We start from the raw sequence: 19248 nt of genomic DNA on the forward strand, positions 1-19248 counted from the left end.
ATAATCGACAAAGTTTGCGCCGACCGCGTTTTTCCTTTGGCACGCGCATTTGACCGTAATTAGAATGCGCTGTCGGCCTGATCTGCCGATCCGGAACATTTCGTCAAAGAAGACAAGAGAGGTCGACCCGGCAAAAGCCTCGTGCTGCGCCGTGGTCATCATCGGGATTACAGGGGGATGCCAGCGTGCGCCTACCGTTTCTCAAAAAGAGCAAAGCCGCCGATCTGTCGCTCAATTCACAGGCGCGTGCCGATAAGCGGCGCAGCCTCGCAGTGGAGCAATTCGAGCAGCGAATTCTGTTCGCCATCGCGCCAACGCTGGTGGCCATTCAGCCCAACGAAGGCGATGTGCTGCTCGATGGCCAGGTGCGCAACATCGCGCCGCGCGAACTTACATTCCGCTTCGATGAAGGGCAGATCATCGATTACGCCACCGCCACCACCAACTCCATTCAAGTCGTGGGCAGCGGCGGCGACGGCGTCTTCGGAAACGCCGGCGATGTGGCGCTGGGCGACATCTACAAGGTGCTGCCGGGCAATCGCGCGAACGAAGTGATTGTGCGCTTCGCCGATACGCTCGATGACGATCTCTATCAAATCACCATCGTTGGCGCGGGCGGCAGCGCGCTCAAGAACACCTCCGGGTTAGCCTTCAATAGCGGCGTCAATCTCACCAGCCGCTTCGAACTCGATCTCGGCGCGCAAATCACCGCCGTCGTGCCACAACCAGTGTCTCGCAATGCCCAGGGCAACCTGGTGCAAGACCTCAACAAGATCGTCGTCTACTTCAACAACGATCGACTCAATAGCGGACTGGCGCAAAACCCCTCTGTCTATCAACTCATCGACACCAAAGGCACGGCCAACACCAACGACGACACAGTCACCAATCCCACGTCGGTCGCGTACGACGCGGCGGGCAACAAGGCCACTCTCACCTTTAGCGCCATCCCCGCCGGAACCTATCGCTTGCGCGTGGGCGACAACGCCGCGCCCAGCGCGACGGTCATCAACAAGACCCCCTCGCAAGACGCGCTCGACTACCTCGACAACGCCACCTTCCTGCAAACGCTTGGCAGCAGCACCATTGTCGTGAAAGGGCAGGGGATCTACGGCGCCGATTCGCCATATACGCTCGCATATCCGGGGGGAGGCCAGGAACCAGGTCATCGCGACATCCCGGCCGAAAGCCACCTGCTTGGCGGCGGCGATGGCGATCCTGGCATTGCGGTTCGCGAATACAACTTCAAACGCGACTACGGCAGCGACCCGCTCGGCAACCCCTTGGTCAACGCCATCACCGAGGCGCAGAAGCAGCGTGCCCGCGAAATCTTCGAACTCTACGGCTATTACTTAGGTGTCAAGTTCGTCGAGACCGAAGCCTCCGGGTTCACGATCGCTACGGGCGATCCGCGCGCGGTTGATGCGGGAGTTCCTCCTGGCGGTGTGGGGGGCATTGCCGGCGGCAACCTGGCCGTGATGAACAGCGCCGTGAATTGGGGCAACAGCGAGCCCCTCGGCGGCTGGTTCAATACCGCCATGCACGAAATTGGCCACTTGCTTGGCCTAGGGCACACCTACGACCTGCCGCCGGTCACCGTGATGGGCAGCGACGGCAACCTCGGCTCGTCCGAGGCTGTTTTTCCGGGCGATCACGACATCGTGCATGGACAGTACCTGTATCGCCCCGACAACAAAGACGTCGACCTCTTCAAGTTTCAGGTCGAAACCAGTGGCCGCTTCACCGCCGAGACGATCGCCGAGCGCATGGCCGATTCCAGCCTGCTTGACTCGGTGATCACGCTCTACGATGCGCAAGGCAACATCCTTGCCCGCAACGACGACTACTTCAGCAACGATTCGTTCATCGATATCGAGCTGACATCGGGCACGTACTACATCGGCGTGGCCAGCACCGGCAACACCAACAACAATCCCAAGATCGCCAACAGCGGCATGGGGGGCACCTCGGAAGGGCCGTACGAGCTACGGCTCAACTTTAGCGCCACACCCAGTGGCGTGGTGCTCACCGACGCCACCGGAACCAAGTTCGATGGCGACAGCGACGGCCGCCCGGGAGGCGCCTACAACTTCTGGTTCCAGGCAGGCAGCACGTTGTTCGTCGACAAAGCGGCGGCTAACGGCGGTAACGGCGCCATCGGCACGCCCTTCAACAACTTGCAAACAGCGCTCGCCGCGGCGTCGGCCGGACAAATCGTGCGCGTGGTCGGCAACGGCGGCGCCGATGGCAACCTGGCCACGCAAGGCGACAATCTGGCCTACGAGATCGGTCGCAACATCTTCGATCAACCACTGTCCGACGGCGCCGACCTCAACGTGCCTCAAGGGGTGACGTTGATGATCGACGCCGGCGCGATCCTCAAGCTCCGCGCCGCCAACGTCAACGTCGGCAGCTTCCAGCAAGGCATCGATCTTTCCACCGGCGCGCTCCAAGTGCTCGGCACGCCCGATCGTAGCGTGGTCTTCACCTCGTACGACAACGAAAGCGTCGGCAAGGACACCAACACGCTAGTCACCACCCCCGCCAAGGGTAATTGGGGGGGCATCGTCTTCCGCGCCGATTCCGACTACGAAGCCGCCGGCATCTTCCTCAACTACGTCAACCATGCCGACATCACCTATGGCGGCGGTCAGGTGGTGGTCAACTCGATCTCGCAGGTGTACACGCCAATTCATCTTGAGCAGTCGCGCCCCACCCTCAGCTACAACACCATTCTGGCGAGCGCCGACGCGGTCATTTCGGCCGATCCCAACAGTTTTGAAGAGTCGCTGGTCCGCGGAGACACATACACCGCCGATTATCGCCGCATGGGGCCCGATCTCGAAGGCAACAAGTTCAGCGACGGCGCCACCACCGGCCTGCCAGAGAACAGCATCAACGGGCTCTTCGTGCGAATCGCCACCAACGCGGGCAGCCCAATCGACACGCTCGATGTGTCGGCCCGCTTCCACGACACCGATATCGTGTATGTGTTGGCCGAGTCGCTAATGATCACCGGCACGCCGGGCGGACCGATTGTCGAGGGGGGCGTGCGCAAGGCGCGCACGCATGGTCGGCTGGCGATTGATCCGGGCGTGATCGTGAAGAGTCTGGGCGCGCGCATCGAAGTTGGCATGAACGCGCAGTTGATCGCCGAGGGAAACGCCGGCAACTCGGTAATCTTCACCTCCTTGCTCGACGACAGTTACGGCGCCAGTGGACAGTTCGAAACCGCCATGGGCGCCTCGTCCGCGATTGCGCAGGAAGGGGATTGGGGCGGCATCTACTTCCGACCCACCGCGCAAGGCAGTATGGACAACGTGCGACTGACCTACGGCGGCGGAGAAACCACGATCGAGGGAGGTTTTGCCCGTTTCAACGCGATCGAAATCCACCAGGCCAATGTCCGCATCACCAATAGCGTGTTCGAACTCAACGACGGCGGGCTCACCTCCTATAGTCGCAACGGGCGTGGCGGCAACACCAGTTCGACGATCTATGTGATTGGCGCCCAGCCGGTATTGGCGGGCAACACGCTGCGCGACAACGTGGGCGACGCCATCTCCATCGACGCCAACTCGATGAGCTATCGTCAATTGCCTGACGTGGGTCGCAGCACTGGCGCCATTGGCCGCTTTGATCGCTACGACGACAACCACGGCCCCTTGGTGCGCGAAAATCGGCTCACCAACAACGACATTAACGCCATGGTGGTTCGTGGTGGCACGCTCACCACTCAAACCGTTTGGGACGACACCGACATCGTGCACGTGCTGCGCGACGAGATTCAGGTTCCCAACCTGCATATCTATGGCGGCTTGCGGCTGCAAAGCAGCGCCACCGAGAGCCTGGTGGTCAAGCTGCAAGGCGCCAAGGCTGGCTTCACCGCCGCTGGCAGCCCGCTCGACATCGACGATCGCATTGGCGGAACAGTGCAGGTGATCGGCATGCCCGGCCGCCCCGTGGTGCTCACCTCGATCGACGATGATCGCGTGGGCGCCGGCTTCGATCCCGACGGCCGTCCCAACACAGTCACCGGCAGCAGCATCTTCAAGCCCGTCTCCGGCCCGAGCAAGGCCTCGATCGAATTCCGCATGGACGCGGCGACCGCGTCGAGCGTTGAGTTTGTCGAGGCGATGGAGCGCGCCGCCTTGTACTGGGAGTCGATCATCGACGACCCCGTGCGGATTGTGATCGACCTGAGCTTCAAAGCGCTGGGACCCAATATCCTGGGTCAAGCTAGTTCAGTGGAAACGCTGCTCGATTACAACGACGTGCGCCAACACATGATCGCCGATGCCGGCGTCACCGAGTCGATCGTCAGCCAGATTCCCACTTATGAGAATCTGAATGTCGTGTTCCCGACGACGGGCGAGACAGTCAAGACCATTCCCAAGATCTTGATCAATCGCGCCAACGCGCTGGCGCTGGGCTATTCGCCAAGCCAGCTCACCACAGAGCTTTCGGTTTATGACAACGTGACGCCGATCGACGCCACGGTCGAGTTCAGCAGCGAATTTCCCTTCGACTTCAATCGCGACGACGGTCTGACGGGCGTGGATTTTCTGGCCGTGGCCGTGCATGAAATTGGCCACGTGCTGGGTTTTGTCAGTAGCGAGGATGGCGTTGATTTCGGTCAGACTGACATCCCCATGTCGCCGCTCGATCTGTTCCGCGTCGCGCCGGGGCAAGGCGTCAACTTCGCCACCGCCCCGCGGATTATGGATCCCACGCAGTTCAATCAGGTCTTTTACGACGGCGGAATCTTCCGCACCACGTCGCTTCCCGTCCCCGGCATCGGGCGTGGTGAAATCCCGCTTTCAACCGGCCGACTCAATGGCGATGGCAACCAGGCCAGTCATTGGAAGCATCGTGAACTGCTCGGGCTGTCGACCTCGATCGGCATCATGGACCCGATTGAGGAAGACTACGGCGTGGTGACGTATGCCGATCGCCGCGCCTTCGACCTCATTGGTTGGGATGTTGTCAATCGCAGCGGCAGCGGCCAACTCAACACCGGCACGGCCGGCGACTGGCGCGGATTGCAGTTCCAGGCTTATAGCAACGACCGCAATGTCGAGGTGGTCAACGAACTGGAGGCCTCCTACACGCTGAACAACGACGTCAACAAGACGCCCAACACGGCGCAATTCCTCGGCACGCTCGCCGCTAACGAGCAAAACGGCGACGACATCCGCCGCCTCGGCTTCGAGGTGCATGGCGCCGTCAGCTTTGATCGTTCCGGCGATGTCGACGTCTACAGCTTCAACGGCACGGCCGGAACCGAGGTCTGGTTCGACATCGACCGCACCTCGGTGTCGCTCGACACCGTAGTCGAGTTGGTTGATGGAAACGGCAACGTCCTCGCGCGCTCCAACGATTCCGCCTCCCAGACGCCGACCGGCATTGGCCGGGTCATGCAGCGCGGCGACTTTTCCAACGCCGACTTCTATGGAACCAACATCAAGGACGCCGGCATGCGACTGGTCCTGCCGGGCGCCGTCGGCAGCACCAACACCTATTACGTTCGCGTGCGCAGCAATAGCTCCAATCTCAACAATTTGAGTGGTGGCCAGACCAGCGGCGAATATCAACTGCAGATTCGCCTGCGCGAGGCCGACGAATTCCCCGGCAGCACTGTGCGCTTCGCCGATATTCGCAATGCAGTCACCGCGATCGACATCCAAGGCCTGCCAGGGCACTCTCCACTGGTGGGCGAGGCGGCGCGCGTGTCGGTGGGCAACACCACTCTCGACCAGGCGCAAGATATCGGCAACCTGCTGGCGAGCGACCGCAACGTCATCTCGGTCGCCAGTGCGCTCGTCAGCCCGCTCGACGCCGACTGGTACAAGTTCACCATCGACTATCAGGCGATTCAATCCATTGCCGGTCGTAGCGACGCCGGCAAGACCTGGGCCACCGTCTTCGACATCGACTACGCCGATGGACTGACGCGCCCCGACCTGACTCTCTCGCTGTACGACTCCACGGGCAAGCTCATCTTCGTGGCTCGCGATTCGAGCATCGCCGATGATCAGCCACTGCCGCTGGGAAATGCCTCGGCCAATGACCTGTCGCGCGGTTCCTTTGGCAAGCTCGACGCTTATCTTGGCTCGGTGCAATTGCCTGAGGGAACCAATAAGACCTACTATTTGGCCATCACTTCCAACGCGCAGTTGCCCAGGGCGCTTGATCAAACCTTCGCCCCGGACGCCTTCAACGAGTTGGTGCGACTGGAGCCAGTCAACTCCGTGCGCCGCGTGGTTGAGGACCACATTGGCGCCAGCGGCTACCGCACCGATGCGGGCGGTTTGGTCGATTCCAGCACCGGCGCCATTCTGCCCATCGGCAATCCGGCCGATGTGGCCGCCAATGCGCGTCCGTTCACGCTCGCCGACGTGGCGCTCTATGTCTCCACGGGCAATGAACTGTGGACCGTCGACCCGCGCGGCGGCAATCGCCGGGTGAAAGTCGGCGACATGCGAGACGTCACCGACATCGTGATGCGCAGCGACGGCTTCCTGTTCGGCGACAGGAGTCTGGTTGAAGATGACACCGCGGGACAACTGGTGTTCATCCGCACTGATAACGCGGGAGTGATCACCGTCGGCGAAGACAACATTCCCGACGATGGCGACAACGGCACGCTGAGCAATCGGGTCGACGCCATCACATTTCGCCGCTTGGCACATGGCGACAGTCCCGGCGGCGGCGTCAACGAGCATTACCAATTGTTTCTCGGGGTTCGCGCTAGCGACGCCGGGCCCGCGCGCTCGGTGTTGTACTACGCCGACCCCACTACCGGCGAGGCCAACGACGACGGCGACGACCGCGTCTTCTTTAAACGCGGTGAGATCAACGCCGGAACCCCCGGCGACATCGGTGTCACCACCGGCATGGCGTTTGTCGGCGGCACGCTCTATGGCGTCGGCAGCAACGGGCACTTCTTTACCATCAATACCGGCAACGGCAAGGCCACGGTCATCTCCAACCTCGGCATCAATTTCGCCGGCCTGTCGCTGGGCCCGCAGAACGTGGAAAACGGCAAGTACGCCAACACGCTGTTTGCCGTCAGCACGTCCGGCCAGCTATATGCGCTGAACACCAATGGCACGCTGCGCAACGACGTCTTTGCCGGCGGCGCCACCTCGGTGAGCACCGGCCTGGGAGGCGCCACGGGATTGGCCTTCTCGCCGCTCGACTTCAACCTGTGGCATCCCACCACACAAAAGAAGGACGAAGCCGGCCACGGCATCAATAAGGCGCCAGACCACAGCCGAGACGTAACCGGCCCCGACTATGCCGGCGGCGCCAGCTACTACTTCGGCTTTGAAAATTGGAAGGGGGGCTACATCCCTTACGGCGCCGAGGCCCAGTTCGGCATCTTGAGTAGCGACACGCACCAAGATCTTGCCGATCCCGATCGGCCTGGATTTGTGCCCGCCGATTTTGCAATCGGCAACAACTACAACATGCCGGGAGGCGCCCACGGCAGCCTGGTGACCAACGCGTTCAGCCTCGCCGGCTACGACACCACCGACAAGCCCACGCTCTACTTCAACTACTTCCTGGAAACGGAAAACGCCAACGAAGTCAAAGAAAATAAGATGCGCGATTCGGCGCGCGTCTTCGCCAGCGCCGACGGCGGCGTCACCTGGACTCAGCTCGCTACCAATAACTCCGTGCAGACGACGCTCGTCCAGGACGCCGAGTTGCCGTTTTTCCCCACCGCCAACTCGAACATCGGCTGGTTCGGTCCGAATCAGCAAGTGCAGGAATTGTTCGATGGCCCCGCTACTGGCTGGCGGCAAGCGCGAGTGGATCTGGGCGACTTTGCCGGCAAGCCATCAATTCAGTTGCGCTTCGACTTTGCCACTGCCGGCGCCATTGGCGGCGGCATGCAAGGCGACCAGTTTGGAAATCCGACGAGTACTTTACAGTTCACCAACAACAATTTCCGCGGCTTTTACATCGACGACATCATCGTCGGCTTCAGCGAGCGCGGTGAAATGGTCACTGGCGCCGATGTCGACACGTCGTTCTTCCAGACGCCGGAGTTCTTGGCCAAACAAAACCAAGTGCTATTCCCCGGGATGCCCAGCCAGGTTCTGGTTGGCCCCTATCAGCTAGAGATTCGCCGCGGCGCCGAGTACGCCAACAGCGCGCTTGGCACTTCAGCGCGCATCCAGATCGGCAGTACATTCGACACCAATGATCGTTTGGCGCAGAGTGTCACCCTCTTCGCCCCCAGCGGCGGTCAGATCGCCGACGGCCAAACTTTCCAAGTCAGCGATGGCGTCAATCGGCTCACGTTCGAGTTTGACTCCAACGGCTCGGTCATTGTGGGCAATGTCGCCGTTCCGTTCAGTGGTGGGCAATCCGCGCCGCAAGTGGCGCAGAGCATCCGCGGCGCCATCAATTCGCGCTGGGGCGCCAATTTCAATGTCTCGACCAGCGTCATCTCGACCAGCAACCGGGTGGAACTGTTCGGCGCCGCTGCCGTGTCGGAAGGCTCGAGCGCGATCATTGTCGACCGCAATAACCTGCGCGGCGACCGCGACGCGCTGCGCGAGCAGGGTCAGCTCATTATTCAGAACAACACCATCTCTAGCGCTTCGCAATACGGCATCAAGGTCGAGCCGCCGGCCCCCGATTCTTGGGCCCATCCCGGGGCGCCGCGCAATCTTATCGAGCTCAACAACGCCCGCTTGGCGCCGGGCGTCGTCCTGCAAAACAACCTGATCGTCGGGGCGGGCAAGGCCGGCATCCGCTTCTCGGGTCAGGCATCCCCCGCCGTGCCGCCCGTTGGCGCCATGCCGACATCGGTCGTGCCGTTCGGCCGCATTATCAACAACACGATTTACGGCGCCGGCTTGGGCATCGGCATCGAGGTGGTGAACAACGCCAGCCCCACGTTGCTCAACAATATTGTGTCGGCCCTCGACGTCGGCATATCGGTTGACGCCAGTTCGGCCACCACGGTCGTTGGCGCCGCGCTCTACAAAGAAAACGAAACCAACGTGCAAGGGACCACGCTCGGCAGTTTCTCGATACTGCTGGGGGACAGCGATCCCTTGTTCGTCGATGCCTTGAAGGGCAACTTCCGCCTGATGGGCGGCAGCAAGGCGATCGACAGTTCGGTCAACTCATTGCAGGATCGACCGGATGTGACTGTAGTGACCAACCCGGTCGGCATCGGCGTCTCGCCGATCCTGGCGCCGGCCTACGACGCCTCGGGCCAGCTTCGCGTGGACGATCCCGCCAGCGCGCCCCCGCCCGGTCTTGGAGCCAACGTGTTCAAGGATCGCGGCGCGCTCGACCGCAGCGATTTCACCGGTCCCACCGCGGTGCTCGCCACCCCGTTCGATAACGACACGGCGGGAGTCGACCTCGACCCGGCGCCCAACAAGGTCTTCTACTCGGGCGGCGCCTTGCCGAATATCGAGATCCAACTGAGCGATGGCTCCGGAACCGGCATCGACGACGCCAGCGTCGTGCCTAGCCGCTTCACCTTCAAGATGGACGGCGTGGCGCTCGTCGAGGGTGTGGATTACATCCTGGGCTACGACACCACCAACGATCTGGTGCGCTTCACGCCCACGGTGGGTTTGTGGCTCAGCGGCCACTCCTACGAAATCGCCATTGACAACACCAGCCCCTTTGGCGTCCGCGATCTGTCCGGGAATTTCCTGCAGCCGAACGAGCAGGCGACCGGCAAGACGATCTTCACAATTGGGCTGCGCGAGATCGACTTCGGCGACGCGCCGCTGCCGTATCCCACGCTCTTGGCGGATAACGGCGCACGGCACATCCTGGTTCCCGGACTGCGCCTTGGCGCCACAGTCACCAATGATCGCGACGGCAAGCCCAGTCTGGCCGCCGACGCCGACGATGGGGACGACGGCGTTGTGTTCAATGGCGCGATTGTGCCCGGCAAGACTGCCTCGATCACCGTCACGGCATCGGCCGCCGCCAAGCTCGATGCCTGGATCGACTGGAATGGCGATGGCGATTGGGCCGATCCCGGCGAACAAGTCTTCCAAAGTCGCAGCGTTATCAGTGGCGCCAACTCGCTGAGCTTTGCCGTCCCCGCCACCCCGCTCACGGCGGCGATTGCCCGCTTCCGCTTGAGCACCGCGGGCGGGCTTGCGCCCACCGGCGTCGCACAGGATGGCGAGGTGGAGGATTACCGGGTGCAGATTCCGCCATCGGTGGCCTACACGATGGAGCTAGTGAATCCGTCCAATCAGCAAGCCTACGGCAAAGACGCGAGTGGCATTTATGTGCTGCCCCCCAACGCCGCGGTGCAAGTCAATGTCTACGTGAATGATCTGCGTGATGTGGGCGCCGCCGGCGGCGTGTTCAGCGGCTTCACCGATCTGAGCTACGACGTCGATTCGTTCAACTTTGTCGCCGGATCAATCGCTTACGGCGACAGTTACGCGAACGCCCAGAGCGGCGTCATTGACGAGCCGAACCAACTGGTCGACGAAGCGGGCGGACTGGCCGATATCACGCCGCTCGGCGCGGGCGAAAAGCGATTGCTGTACAGCGTCCGCGGCGTGGTCAAGCCAGACGCCATACTCGGCGGCAGCTTTGTGCTGGGGCTAGACCCCGCTGATCTGGCCGCAGTGCACGACACGCTGGTTTATGGCGTCGATGGCGCGGTGGCGGCCACCTATGAATCGGTGACGATTCGTGTGGCCGACAAGCCGTGGCAGAACGCCACCAACAAATACGACGTCAACAACGACGGCAAGGTGACCAGCATCGACGCCCTGGTCATCATTAACCGCATCAACGCGGGGCTGGGGTTGCCCGACCCGCCGGCCATCGCGCCGCCGTATTACGATGTCAACGGCAGCGGCACGCTCACCAGCATCGACGCGCTGCAAATCATCAACTATCTGAATAGCCCGCCCGAAGCGCAGGCCCAAATGGTGGCCGCGTTCAAAGCGTCGCAAGTCGCCGCAGCCGCGCTACCTGCCGCGGCGGCAGCCTTGCCGATGGCCAGCGCCGCTCCTGCTTGGACGCCAACCGAGGCGATCGCCGCGGCCAGTTTGCCCGCGCCGTTCGTGGCCGATCCGATGATTGCCAGCGCCGCGATGACTGTCGCCACCCAATCGAATGCGCCAGTGGAGAAACCGCGAACCTTGCGATCGGAGCGGCTGGCGGACGAACTGCTTGCCGCCGCCTATTTGCAGGCGGCCGCCCCCAAAGCAACCTTCGCCGAGGCGCCGCGTCTCGACGCTACGGAAATTCAATCCGCATTGGCCTACAACTCGGCCCTCTCCCATGTCTTTGCCGTACATGGCCAAACCGATGAGTCGTCGCTTGCCGAGGAGACAACCGCGAACCGGCTGTTCGGCAAGCGCAAGAGCTTGATTTAACAGACCGGCTGATTACTGACGCGCCGGATCGACCTGTTACAGCAGTTCGTGGATCGGGGCGCCGTTGTTGTTGATCGCCGTGGGACGACCGGCGCGGTTGATGATGTACGCCCCCAGATCGATGCCCAGTGACTGGTAAATGGTGGCCAGCACATCGGCCGGCAGCAGGGGGCGCTCCACGGGAAACTCTCCCTTGGAGTTCGAGGCCCCAATGACGTGGCCGCCTTTGACGCCGCCGCCGCCGATCAACACCGACATGACGTTGCCCCAATGGTCGCGCCCGGGCGTGCCCATGCTCATGGGCGCGCCGCCATTGCCGCCGTCATTTAGGCGTGGCGAGCGGCTGAACTCGCCCATCACCACTACCATCACCCGATCCAACAGGCCCCGTTGGCTTAAATCGTCGATCAGCGCACCCACCGATTGATCAAAGCTCGGCAAGCGCGACTTCATGCCCGACTCCAGGTCCCAATGGTGGTCCCAGCCGCCGTTGTGAATGTTCACAAAGGTGACGCCTGCCTCCACCAGTCGCCGCGCCAAGAGCGCGCTTTGTCCGTAGGTGTTGCGCCCATATTTGTCGCGCGTGCGCGGGTCTTCGTCGCTGATGTCGAACGCCTTGCGCGCCGCGTCGCCGGTCACGAGGTCAAACGCCTGTTGATTGAACGAATCGAGCCCGTTCATCAGTCCGCTGCGATCCGATTCGCGCCGGATGCGATCGAGCGAGCCGAGCAGCGATTTGCGGTCGTCCACTCGCGATAGATTCACCTCCGTGGGTAAATCGAGATTGGCGACTTTGTACCCCTCCGCATTGGGGTCGCCACCGGTGTTATAAGGGTTGTATGCGACTCCCAAATACGCGCCGCTCAAGTAGCCCGGCTGCAGGCCAACGGTCATCGCCTGTGGAATCGCCACATAGGGGGGCATGCCACCGCGATTCGAGCCGCGCATCTTGGCGATGATCGAGCCACACGATGGAAATTGCGGATCGAGGTTGGCCGAGTTGGAGCCGAGGTAACCGGTGAGCATCCAATGCGCGGCCGCGAAGTGATCGCCGTTGTCGTGATGCACCGATCTCAAAATCGAGACCTTGTCCATCACTTTCGCCTGTTCCACCAGTAGTTCGTTGATGCGAACTCCCGGCACGCTGGTCTCGATCGTGCCAAACATGCCGCGAAACTCGGCCGGTGCCGCTGGCTTGGGGTCGTATGTTTCCAGATGCGAAGGGCCGCCATCCACCCAATACAAGATTACGGCTCTGTCGTTCGTCGGAGCGCCAGCAGCGGTTGCGCTGGCGCGCGCTCGCAGAGCGTCGCCCAGTGTGAGCCCTAGCGCGCCCAGGCCGCCCACTTTGATGAAGTCGCGCCGCGCAACGCCGTCGCAGCGGCCGATCCTCGATTTTCCCCAGATCGTCAGCATCATCGCGCTCCTGGCATTTGAAGACGAACCTACTGGGACGCAACATGACTGCGCTGAGCTAGTCACCTGGCTTGCCATCTGCCGGGCAAATCCAACTATCAGTTCCAGCGCTTGTTGGCCGCTACTGGCAATCCATTCCATCAGCAGTCGTTGGCGGCCAGCGCTTCACCGATCAGCGCATGATCATATCTTGGAGCGAAACGACATTGCAACTAGCCTCGGCTGAAAAAACGCGTGCAACTTGTTCTGCGATAACAGGTTACGGGCTAGAGGGTTATCGATCGCTAATCGCGACCGTCCGACTTGCGCCCCGCGGCGGTCGCGGAGTCGGTTGGAATTTCGCCGCGAAAGATGGCGGCGATATCGTAAAACGCCCCAGATGCCCGGCACCGTAGCACTTCAATCTGCAGCCAGCGCGGCGGCCGACCCGGGATGGCAATGCGCAACAGCGCATGCGGATGCGGCAACGATCGTGTGTGCAACAGCGCAATACTGTGTGTCGTCAGATCGCGCGTGTACGCCTTAAACGGTGGGTCGCTTGGCTGTCCGCACTTGTCCAATGGCAAGACAATCACCGTGGCGATTACTTGCCTTCGCGAATGCTCGCGCCGTTCGTCGGCGTCGTCTTCGGCGGCGTGTAATCTGGCGATCATGGTGGCGACAGCCGCTGGTGGCTCCGCAAGGGTCTGCGGATCGATGGCCAGCGCCACTGCCGCCGTGGCCGGCGAAACGGAATAAGAATCGTATAGAATCGTCATCGCGCGATCTGCAGGTCAGCCATCATCGGGCGGGTGGTCTGATCGGTATGGAAATAAATCTGATCGCCGCCGGCTGCTAGCGACGACCGCAGCGATTCTTCTGCTCGGGCCAACAGCGAGGCCGCGTCGTCGCCCGGGCGATGTTCGGCCACGCCAAAGCTGGCAGTGAGCGGTTTGTTCGGTCCGGCCAGGCCCAGCAAGGCCAGTTGAGAATGAATGGAGTCTGCAGTTGCGACGGCGCCGTTGGCGTCCTTGTCGTTGAGAATGACTCCGTAGCAGAACGGTTTGAGCGTGGCCACCATGCACTCCGCCGCATGCTCGCGAATACCGGTCAAAGTCGAGAGATGCGCGGTTCGCTGCCATTCGGCATCGGCGCCAGCGCCCGGTCCCACCATGGCGATCAACAGCGCGGACGCCGGTTGCGGCGAACTCTTCAATCGCTTCATGAGCCGTTCCAGCTCACGAAAGAACTCGTTCGTCCCGGCTTCGTCCTCGGCTTCGCCGCTCGGTTTCGCGCTGGCAATGGCGCCTTGGCCTGCGACAATCGGCAAGCATTGCCGCTCATCGTGGTAATAGCCGCAGTTGCGCCCCCCCTTCTTCGCGGCGTACAACCCTTGGTCGGCGCGCTGCACCAGGCTGTCTTTGTCGTCCGCGGTGCAGATTTCCGCCACGCCAATGCTCGCCGTCACCCGCAACTCGACGCCTTGAAATTCAATTCGCGCGTTCTCAATCGCGATTCGAATGCGCTCGGCCACCTGCTTCGCCACATCGATCCGGGCGGTGGGCAAGATCGCAGCGAACTCTTCGCCGCCAAATCGAGCTGGCAGGTCCATGTCGCGTACGGTCTCCTTCAACACCCGCGCCACGCAGCGGAGGACTTCGTCCCCGGCTTGATGCCCGTGCGTGTCGTTGAACTTCTTGAAAAAATCGACGTCGATCATCACCAGCGACAGCGGGGTGCCCATGCGCCGGAATTCTGGCAAGCGCCGCGACATTTCGCGATCGAACGCGCGCCGATTAGGAATGCCGGTCAAGGGGTCGGTCAGCGCGTCGGCAAGTTGCACCTCCAATTCGTGCGCTTGTTCTTGCATCTTGCTCGAAGCGTGCGCGAGTTGCTCTTCCAAGCGAGTGTTCGCCGCCAACAAACTGGCGATCGCTTGCACCACCGGCGCCGCGGCGGCGGTGTCGCTGGACGCCGACATCACGGTCAACTCACGACTGATCGCCGCCACGTGCGTGCTATGCTCGCCCACCCCGTGCGCCACATCGGTCGTCAGTTCGTGCAATTGCGCCAGCAGCGCCTCGGCCTTGTGTTGGTCAAATGTGTTGTTGGCGACGGGCGGCGGCAGTTCCAAGGTGGGCGTTGTCGCCGCGGCAACGGGGGCCTCGCGGCGAAGCCACCACCAGGCACAAGTTCCGCCGGCAATTAAATACACGGCGGCATGCAGGATGCGGCCCGCGGCGGCAAGAAAAAACGAATGTTCGGCAAGCAGCATGGGTGGCAACTCATGATCGAATGAAAACGACAGCGCTCGGACATCCAGAGCGCTTGCCCCGTAACAAACATAGGCCAGGAAACCGGCGCCAATGGGCGCGAATTTCACCCTCTGATGCGTCGTTTTCGCCGCTTCGACGGCGCCTCTGGTCTGCGGTGTTTGGATTATGACGCTCTTTCCGGCAGGTGCCCTTGGCACGCCTAGCGGCCGACCGCCGCTAGGGATGTGGGGCAAAGCAATATTTTGCTGCTCCAGCCAGGGGCATGCGATGCGGGCACTCGAACATTAGAATGGCGTGCCTTGCAATTTCGTAGCGGCAGGCGATGGCATATGCGCGCATTGCATTGCCGCAAATCCTGCGATGGCTATGTTTGCTGATGTAACTCTGGTCCTACAGGAACTACCTCGCCGTGCCATTCGATCCCGTGTTGCAGCGCCGAATTATGGGGCATTTCGCCTCCGGTGTCACGATAGTCACAACGCAATTAGGCGGCGAGCAAACCGGCATGACCGTCAGCGCGTTCGCGTCGCTGTCGTTGAATCCGCCGTTGGTGCTGGTCTCGATCGACCGTTGCAGTTTCACCTATGAATTTCTGAAATCGTCGCGCTGCTTCGCCGTGAATATGCTCCGCCGCGATCAGGAAGACTTGTCGCGGCGCTTCGCCATGGCGGGGCCTAAGGATTTCAGCGATCTTCCATTGCACACCGCCGTGACCGGCGCGCCGATCCTCCACGGCGTGCTCGGCTGGGTCGATTGCCGCGTGGTCGAAGTGTATCGTGGTGGCGACCACGATATTTTCGTTGGCGAGATCGTCGCTGGCGAAGCAGGCGAAGGCGAACCACTGCTGTATTACTGCGGACGCTACCGACAAATCGAATCGACCGAGTAATGGCTCGGCCGCAACTCAGCGAGGCAACCTCACATGCGAATTGCCATTGGCTCCGATCATGCCGGTTATCGCTACAAACAAGCAATTATCGCGGAACTGTCGCAATGCGGACATGAAGTTCAAGACTTCGGAACCGACTCCGAATCGCCCGTCGACTATCCGCTGTTTATTCGTCCGGTGGCTCTGGCCGTGGCGGCTGGCGAGTTTGAACGCGGCATTGTGCTGGGAGGTTCCGGCAATGGCGAGGCGATGGCCGCCAATCGGGTGCTTGGAGTGCGCTGCGGATTGTGTTGGAACCTGGACTCCGCTCGGCTGGCGCGTCAGCACAACGATGCGAACCTGCTTTCGCTGGGCCAGCGCATGGTCTCGCTCGACGACGCCTTGGCGATTGTCCACGTCTGGCTCGACACCCCGTTTGAAGGGGGCCGACATGAGCGGCGCATTTATCTGCTCGATCATCCGCCAGAAGGACGCTGACCCGCCGACCAACTATTGCAGTTGTCGTTCGTCGACCAAATTCTCCGCGCGAATCACGCGGATCACGTCCTTGCCGGTCGGCGGCAGCAGATGCGTAAGTTGCGTCTCCTTCGCGTGATCCGCGAACCAAGTCACTGCCTTGCCGCGTCCAGAGTCCCAACTATTGGCTTGGTTGCGATCGTAAAACGTCTCGTCCACGATCGACGTCAATCGCGCCACGGCCGTGTCGCAATAGCGCAAGCCAACCGCCTCTGGTTCGGGACGCTTACGCAAATCGTCCAATAGCGGACGCAAATAGGCCAATCGGTTTCCGGTGTAGCGGTTGGTCACGCCGCGCACAAGGGCGGCATAGCGCTCGCTGACCGGGCCTGATTTTGGCTCGGCAACGAGCAGTTCGAGCAAAGCCGCTTGCTGATCGCTCGATCCAAAATCGGCGACCAGCGCCGCGGCGATCGAACGCTCGATCGGGTTGGCCCCAACCGCTGTTAACAACTCAGCGGCGTATTGCGTGGTGATCTGCGCGAGCGGATCGTCGGGCGCGTCGATCAATCGTTGCGCCACGCACAGCGAAAACGGTTCTCTTGCCGCTAGCGCGGCGCGCGCCACGGCGTCTACCGCTCCGCCTCGACGAGACCGCAGCATCCGCACCAGCGACTCGTAATCGCTGGGCGACCGCTTCAGCACCGGCGCGAATCTGGCGAGCAGGAGTTTCCAGGTCGCGGCATCGGGGCGCGGCCGCGGAAAATAGGTCCGCAAGTTGTGTTCCTGCACCGGCACGCGCGGACCAAACTGATACGAGTACATCTCTGCCAAAACGCGCTCCACGGGCCAGCGGTCGTATTCCAAGCGGAACAGCGCCGACATGGTTCCCGTGCGGTGGCGTCCTCCCTGGCAGTGCACCAGCACCGGATGATTGGCCGGGTCGTCAACGAGTTTGAAAAACTGCTCAAAGTGCCAAGGCGCCGGCCAAGGCCAACACGCTTCATCGCCCAAGGGCCAAGCGCGGTACGCAAGTCCCAACTGCCGCGCGAAGTCGATTTCCGTGTCGCCGCTGGGCTGACCAGGATCGAAGATGCCGCGCTTCAGCGTCGGGTTGAAACTCTGCAGCCGCACAATCGTTCGAATCCCCTTGTTGCTGGCCAGATAACGCACACCCATTTCGGTGGGCTGCCCAGTGCGATAGAAGACGCCCGCCCGCAGTTCTTGAAATCGCTTGGCGTGATAGATCCACCAAAGCTGCGACAGTCCGTAGACCACGCCGCCCAGTAGCAGCGCCAATACGAACCACCGCGCCGCTCGCGATGGTTGGGACCAGAAGCGTTGGATCATCCTCACCCACACCTGAGTTGCTGGCATTGCTGTCGTCCGAACCACCGGGGCGACTATAGGTGTGATCGACTTTTTGGGTCAACCCAAACACGTGCTAGCAGTTCGCGATTGTCAGTCTGCGCGGAATGGCGAGGTGAGTCGACCGCAGACTCCTTACCAGGTTCACGCAATCCATCAACGGCTTCTGAACTGGCGCGCAGTGCTTTACCAAGATTCACCTGCGAACTCAGCGTAGTTGGACGGCCAACGAAGTCGAAATGGCGCGGTCGGTCGCCAAAAGGTGGTTCAGGCCACGTACACAAGCGTTCCGTCTGGCATGAGCCGCGAGTTCGGATTGCGCGTATGCGGCTGCCGTTTTCCCTTGCCCATGATGTGCGTTACCGAATGCCCCGCGGCCACTAACCAATCGGCAATCAAGCTGCGATGACAGCGCCACGGCACAGCCTCGGCGCAAACCAAGGCGCATGTTTCCTGGTCGCACAACGCCAAGAGCCGTTCCATACCTTGTCGGAATTCCGGCGACTGCATGTATTTCGCGTAACCGCGAAAGCTGGCGTTTCGCCAATAGCCTCCCTCATCGGCCCCGCCGGCCGAGCGGCGCCCCCCCAATTCGGGAAGATGCGTATAGCCGATGCCGCGCTCCTCAAGTCCTTGCTGAAATGTATCGCCGGTGAAATGCGGAAACTTGCGCGAGCCCGGAAACCGGCGCACGTCGAGCACGCGCTGAACGCCGTTCTCCAAGAGCAGATCGGCGAACTCGTCGATCGACCGCGTCGAGTGGCCCAGCGTGTAGATCATGGCAAATCCCCAATCAGCGGGCATCCGCTTCTGAATCGGCCCGGATGCAACCTGGCGTCGAATCGGCCACTTCCCGCCATCTTGACGACGCGCGCCGCAGGGTGGGACACTGAAGCGGAACGTGGCGCCGATTCAGTGTCCCACGTTATGCCTCCATTTTGAACAGACTGGCTCATGGCGTGTCATCTCCTGTCGCGCGACAACCTGGCCGAGTCTTGATTGTCGACGACAATGTCGACATGGCCAATTTGATTGGCACGTTGGTCCAGCATTGTGGACACGAGTCGCGTGTCGTCAACGACGCCGTCCGCTCGTTGACCGTGGCCAGCGAGTTCAAGCCGAGCATTGCGCTCTTGGATATTGGACTGCCGGGCATGAACGGCTTTGAGCTCGCACGACAATTGCGACTGGTGCCGGGTTTGGAAGCGATCAAGTTAGTGGCGCTTACGGGGTATTCCGACGAGGATCACCGCCGCCGCGCGACCGAGGCGGGATTTGATGTCCATGTGGTGAAGCCGATCGCGCTAGCCCAGTTGCAGTCGGTCTTGAATGACGACCGAACAGCGTAACCGCGACCGCGCTTGCCCAAGTGACGCGCAATCCACTACGATCTTGCTAGCAGCAGCCGGCCTGTAGGCCACGATTGGCCCCACTAATTCGGCCCGTTCGGGCTGTGGCGCCGGCTGCCGACGCG

9 protein-coding genes are annotated in these 19248 nt (G+C 61.7%); 4 read left to right on the top strand and 5 right to left on the bottom strand.

Annotated features, from left to right (window positions below):
- Nucleotides 1-185: 185 nt before the first annotated feature.
- Nucleotides 186-11390, top strand: coding sequence for an NF038122 family metalloprotease (locus tag K1X71_04980; protein MBX7072480.1), 11205 nt, complete (start codon nucleotides 186-188; stop codon nucleotides 11388-11390).
- Between the two features lie 36 nt (nucleotides 11391-11426).
- Here the strand turns inward: K1X71_04980 and K1X71_04985 are convergent, their stop codons facing one another.
- The 3 genes from K1X71_04985 to K1X71_04995 form a co-directional block, all read right to left on the bottom strand.
- Nucleotides 11427-12809 (bottom strand): DUF1501 domain-containing protein, encoded by a 1383-nt coding sequence (locus K1X71_04985; GenBank protein MBX7072481.1) that lies wholly within the window; start codon nucleotides 12807-12809, stop codon nucleotides 11427-11429.
- Nucleotides 12810-13090: 281 nt separating this feature from the next.
- Nucleotides 13091-13564, bottom strand: a complete 474-nt coding sequence (locus K1X71_04990) for a hypothetical protein (protein ID MBX7072482.1) — start codon at nucleotides 13562-13564, stop codon at nucleotides 13091-13093.
- Nucleotides 13561-15060 (bottom strand): GGDEF domain-containing protein, encoded by a 1500-nt coding sequence (locus tag K1X71_04995; GenBank protein MBX7072483.1) that lies wholly within the window; start codon nucleotides 15058-15060, stop codon nucleotides 13561-13563. The genes K1X71_04990 and K1X71_04995 overlap by 4 nt, the downstream gene beginning before the upstream one ends.
- 410 nt (nucleotides 15061-15470) lie before the next feature.
- Between K1X71_04995 and K1X71_05000 the strand changes: the two genes are divergently transcribed.
- Nucleotides 15471-15950: a flavin reductase family protein gene (locus K1X71_05000; GenBank protein MBX7072484.1), complete on the top strand. Its 480-nt coding sequence runs from the start codon at nucleotides 15471-15473 to the stop codon at nucleotides 15948-15950.
- A gap of 33 nt (nucleotides 15951-15983) precedes the next feature.
- Nucleotides 15984-16427 carry a ribose 5-phosphate isomerase B gene (rpiB, locus tag K1X71_05005; GenBank protein ID MBX7072485.1) on the top strand — a complete coding sequence of 148 codons (444 nt, stop codon included), beginning with the start codon at nucleotides 15984-15986 and terminating at the stop codon, nucleotides 16425-16427.
- A gap of 12 nt (nucleotides 16428-16439) precedes the next feature.
- On the opposite strand, the gene K1X71_05010 is transcribed toward rpiB, so the two are convergent.
- Both K1X71_05010 and K1X71_05015 read right to left on the bottom strand, forming a co-directional pair.
- Nucleotides 16440-17783 (bottom strand): tyrosine-protein phosphatase, encoded by a 1344-nt coding sequence (locus K1X71_05010; GenBank protein MBX7072486.1) that lies wholly within the window; start codon nucleotides 17781-17783, stop codon nucleotides 16440-16442.
- Between the two features lie 258 nt (nucleotides 17784-18041).
- Nucleotides 18042-18554: a DUF488 domain-containing protein gene (locus tag K1X71_05015; GenBank protein ID MBX7072487.1), complete on the bottom strand. Its 513-nt coding sequence runs from the start codon at nucleotides 18552-18554 to the stop codon at nucleotides 18042-18044.
- Between the two features lie 179 nt (nucleotides 18555-18733).
- On the opposite strand from K1X71_05015, the gene K1X71_05020 reads away from it, so the two are divergent.
- Nucleotides 18734-19123, top strand: a complete 390-nt coding sequence (locus K1X71_05020) for a response regulator (protein MBX7072488.1) — start codon at nucleotides 18734-18736, stop codon at nucleotides 19121-19123.
- The last annotated feature ends 125 nt before the right edge of the window (nucleotides 19124-19248 follow it).

This window comes from Pirellulales bacterium (genome assembly GCA_019694455.1).
GTDB lineage: Bacteria > Planctomycetota > Planctomycetia > Pirellulales > JAEUIK01 > JAIBBY01.

Excerpts from the sequence above, each read along its gene's own strand:
- K1X71_04985 (MBX7072481.1), bottom strand. The coding sequence starts at position 12,809 with ATGATGCTGACGATCTGGGGAAAATCGAGGATCGGCCGCTGCGACGGC.
- K1X71_04990 (MBX7072482.1), bottom strand. The coding sequence starts at position 13,564 with ATGACGATTCTATACGATTCTTATTCCGTTTCGCCGGCCACGGCGGCA.
- K1X71_04995 (MBX7072483.1), bottom strand. The coding sequence starts at position 15,060 with ATGCTGCTTGCCGAACATTCGTTTTTTCTTGCCGCCGCGGGCCGCATC.
- rpiB (MBX7072485.1), top strand. The coding sequence starts at position 15,984 with ATGCGAATTGCCATTGGCTCCGATCATGCCGGTTATCGCTACAAACAA.
- K1X71_05010 (MBX7072486.1), bottom strand. The coding sequence starts at position 17,783 with ATGCCAGCAACTCAGGTGTGGGTGAGGATGATCCAACGCTTCTGGTCC.
- K1X71_05015 (MBX7072487.1), bottom strand. The coding sequence starts at position 18,554 with ATGATCTACACGCTGGGCCACTCGACGCGGTCGATCGACGAGTTCGCC.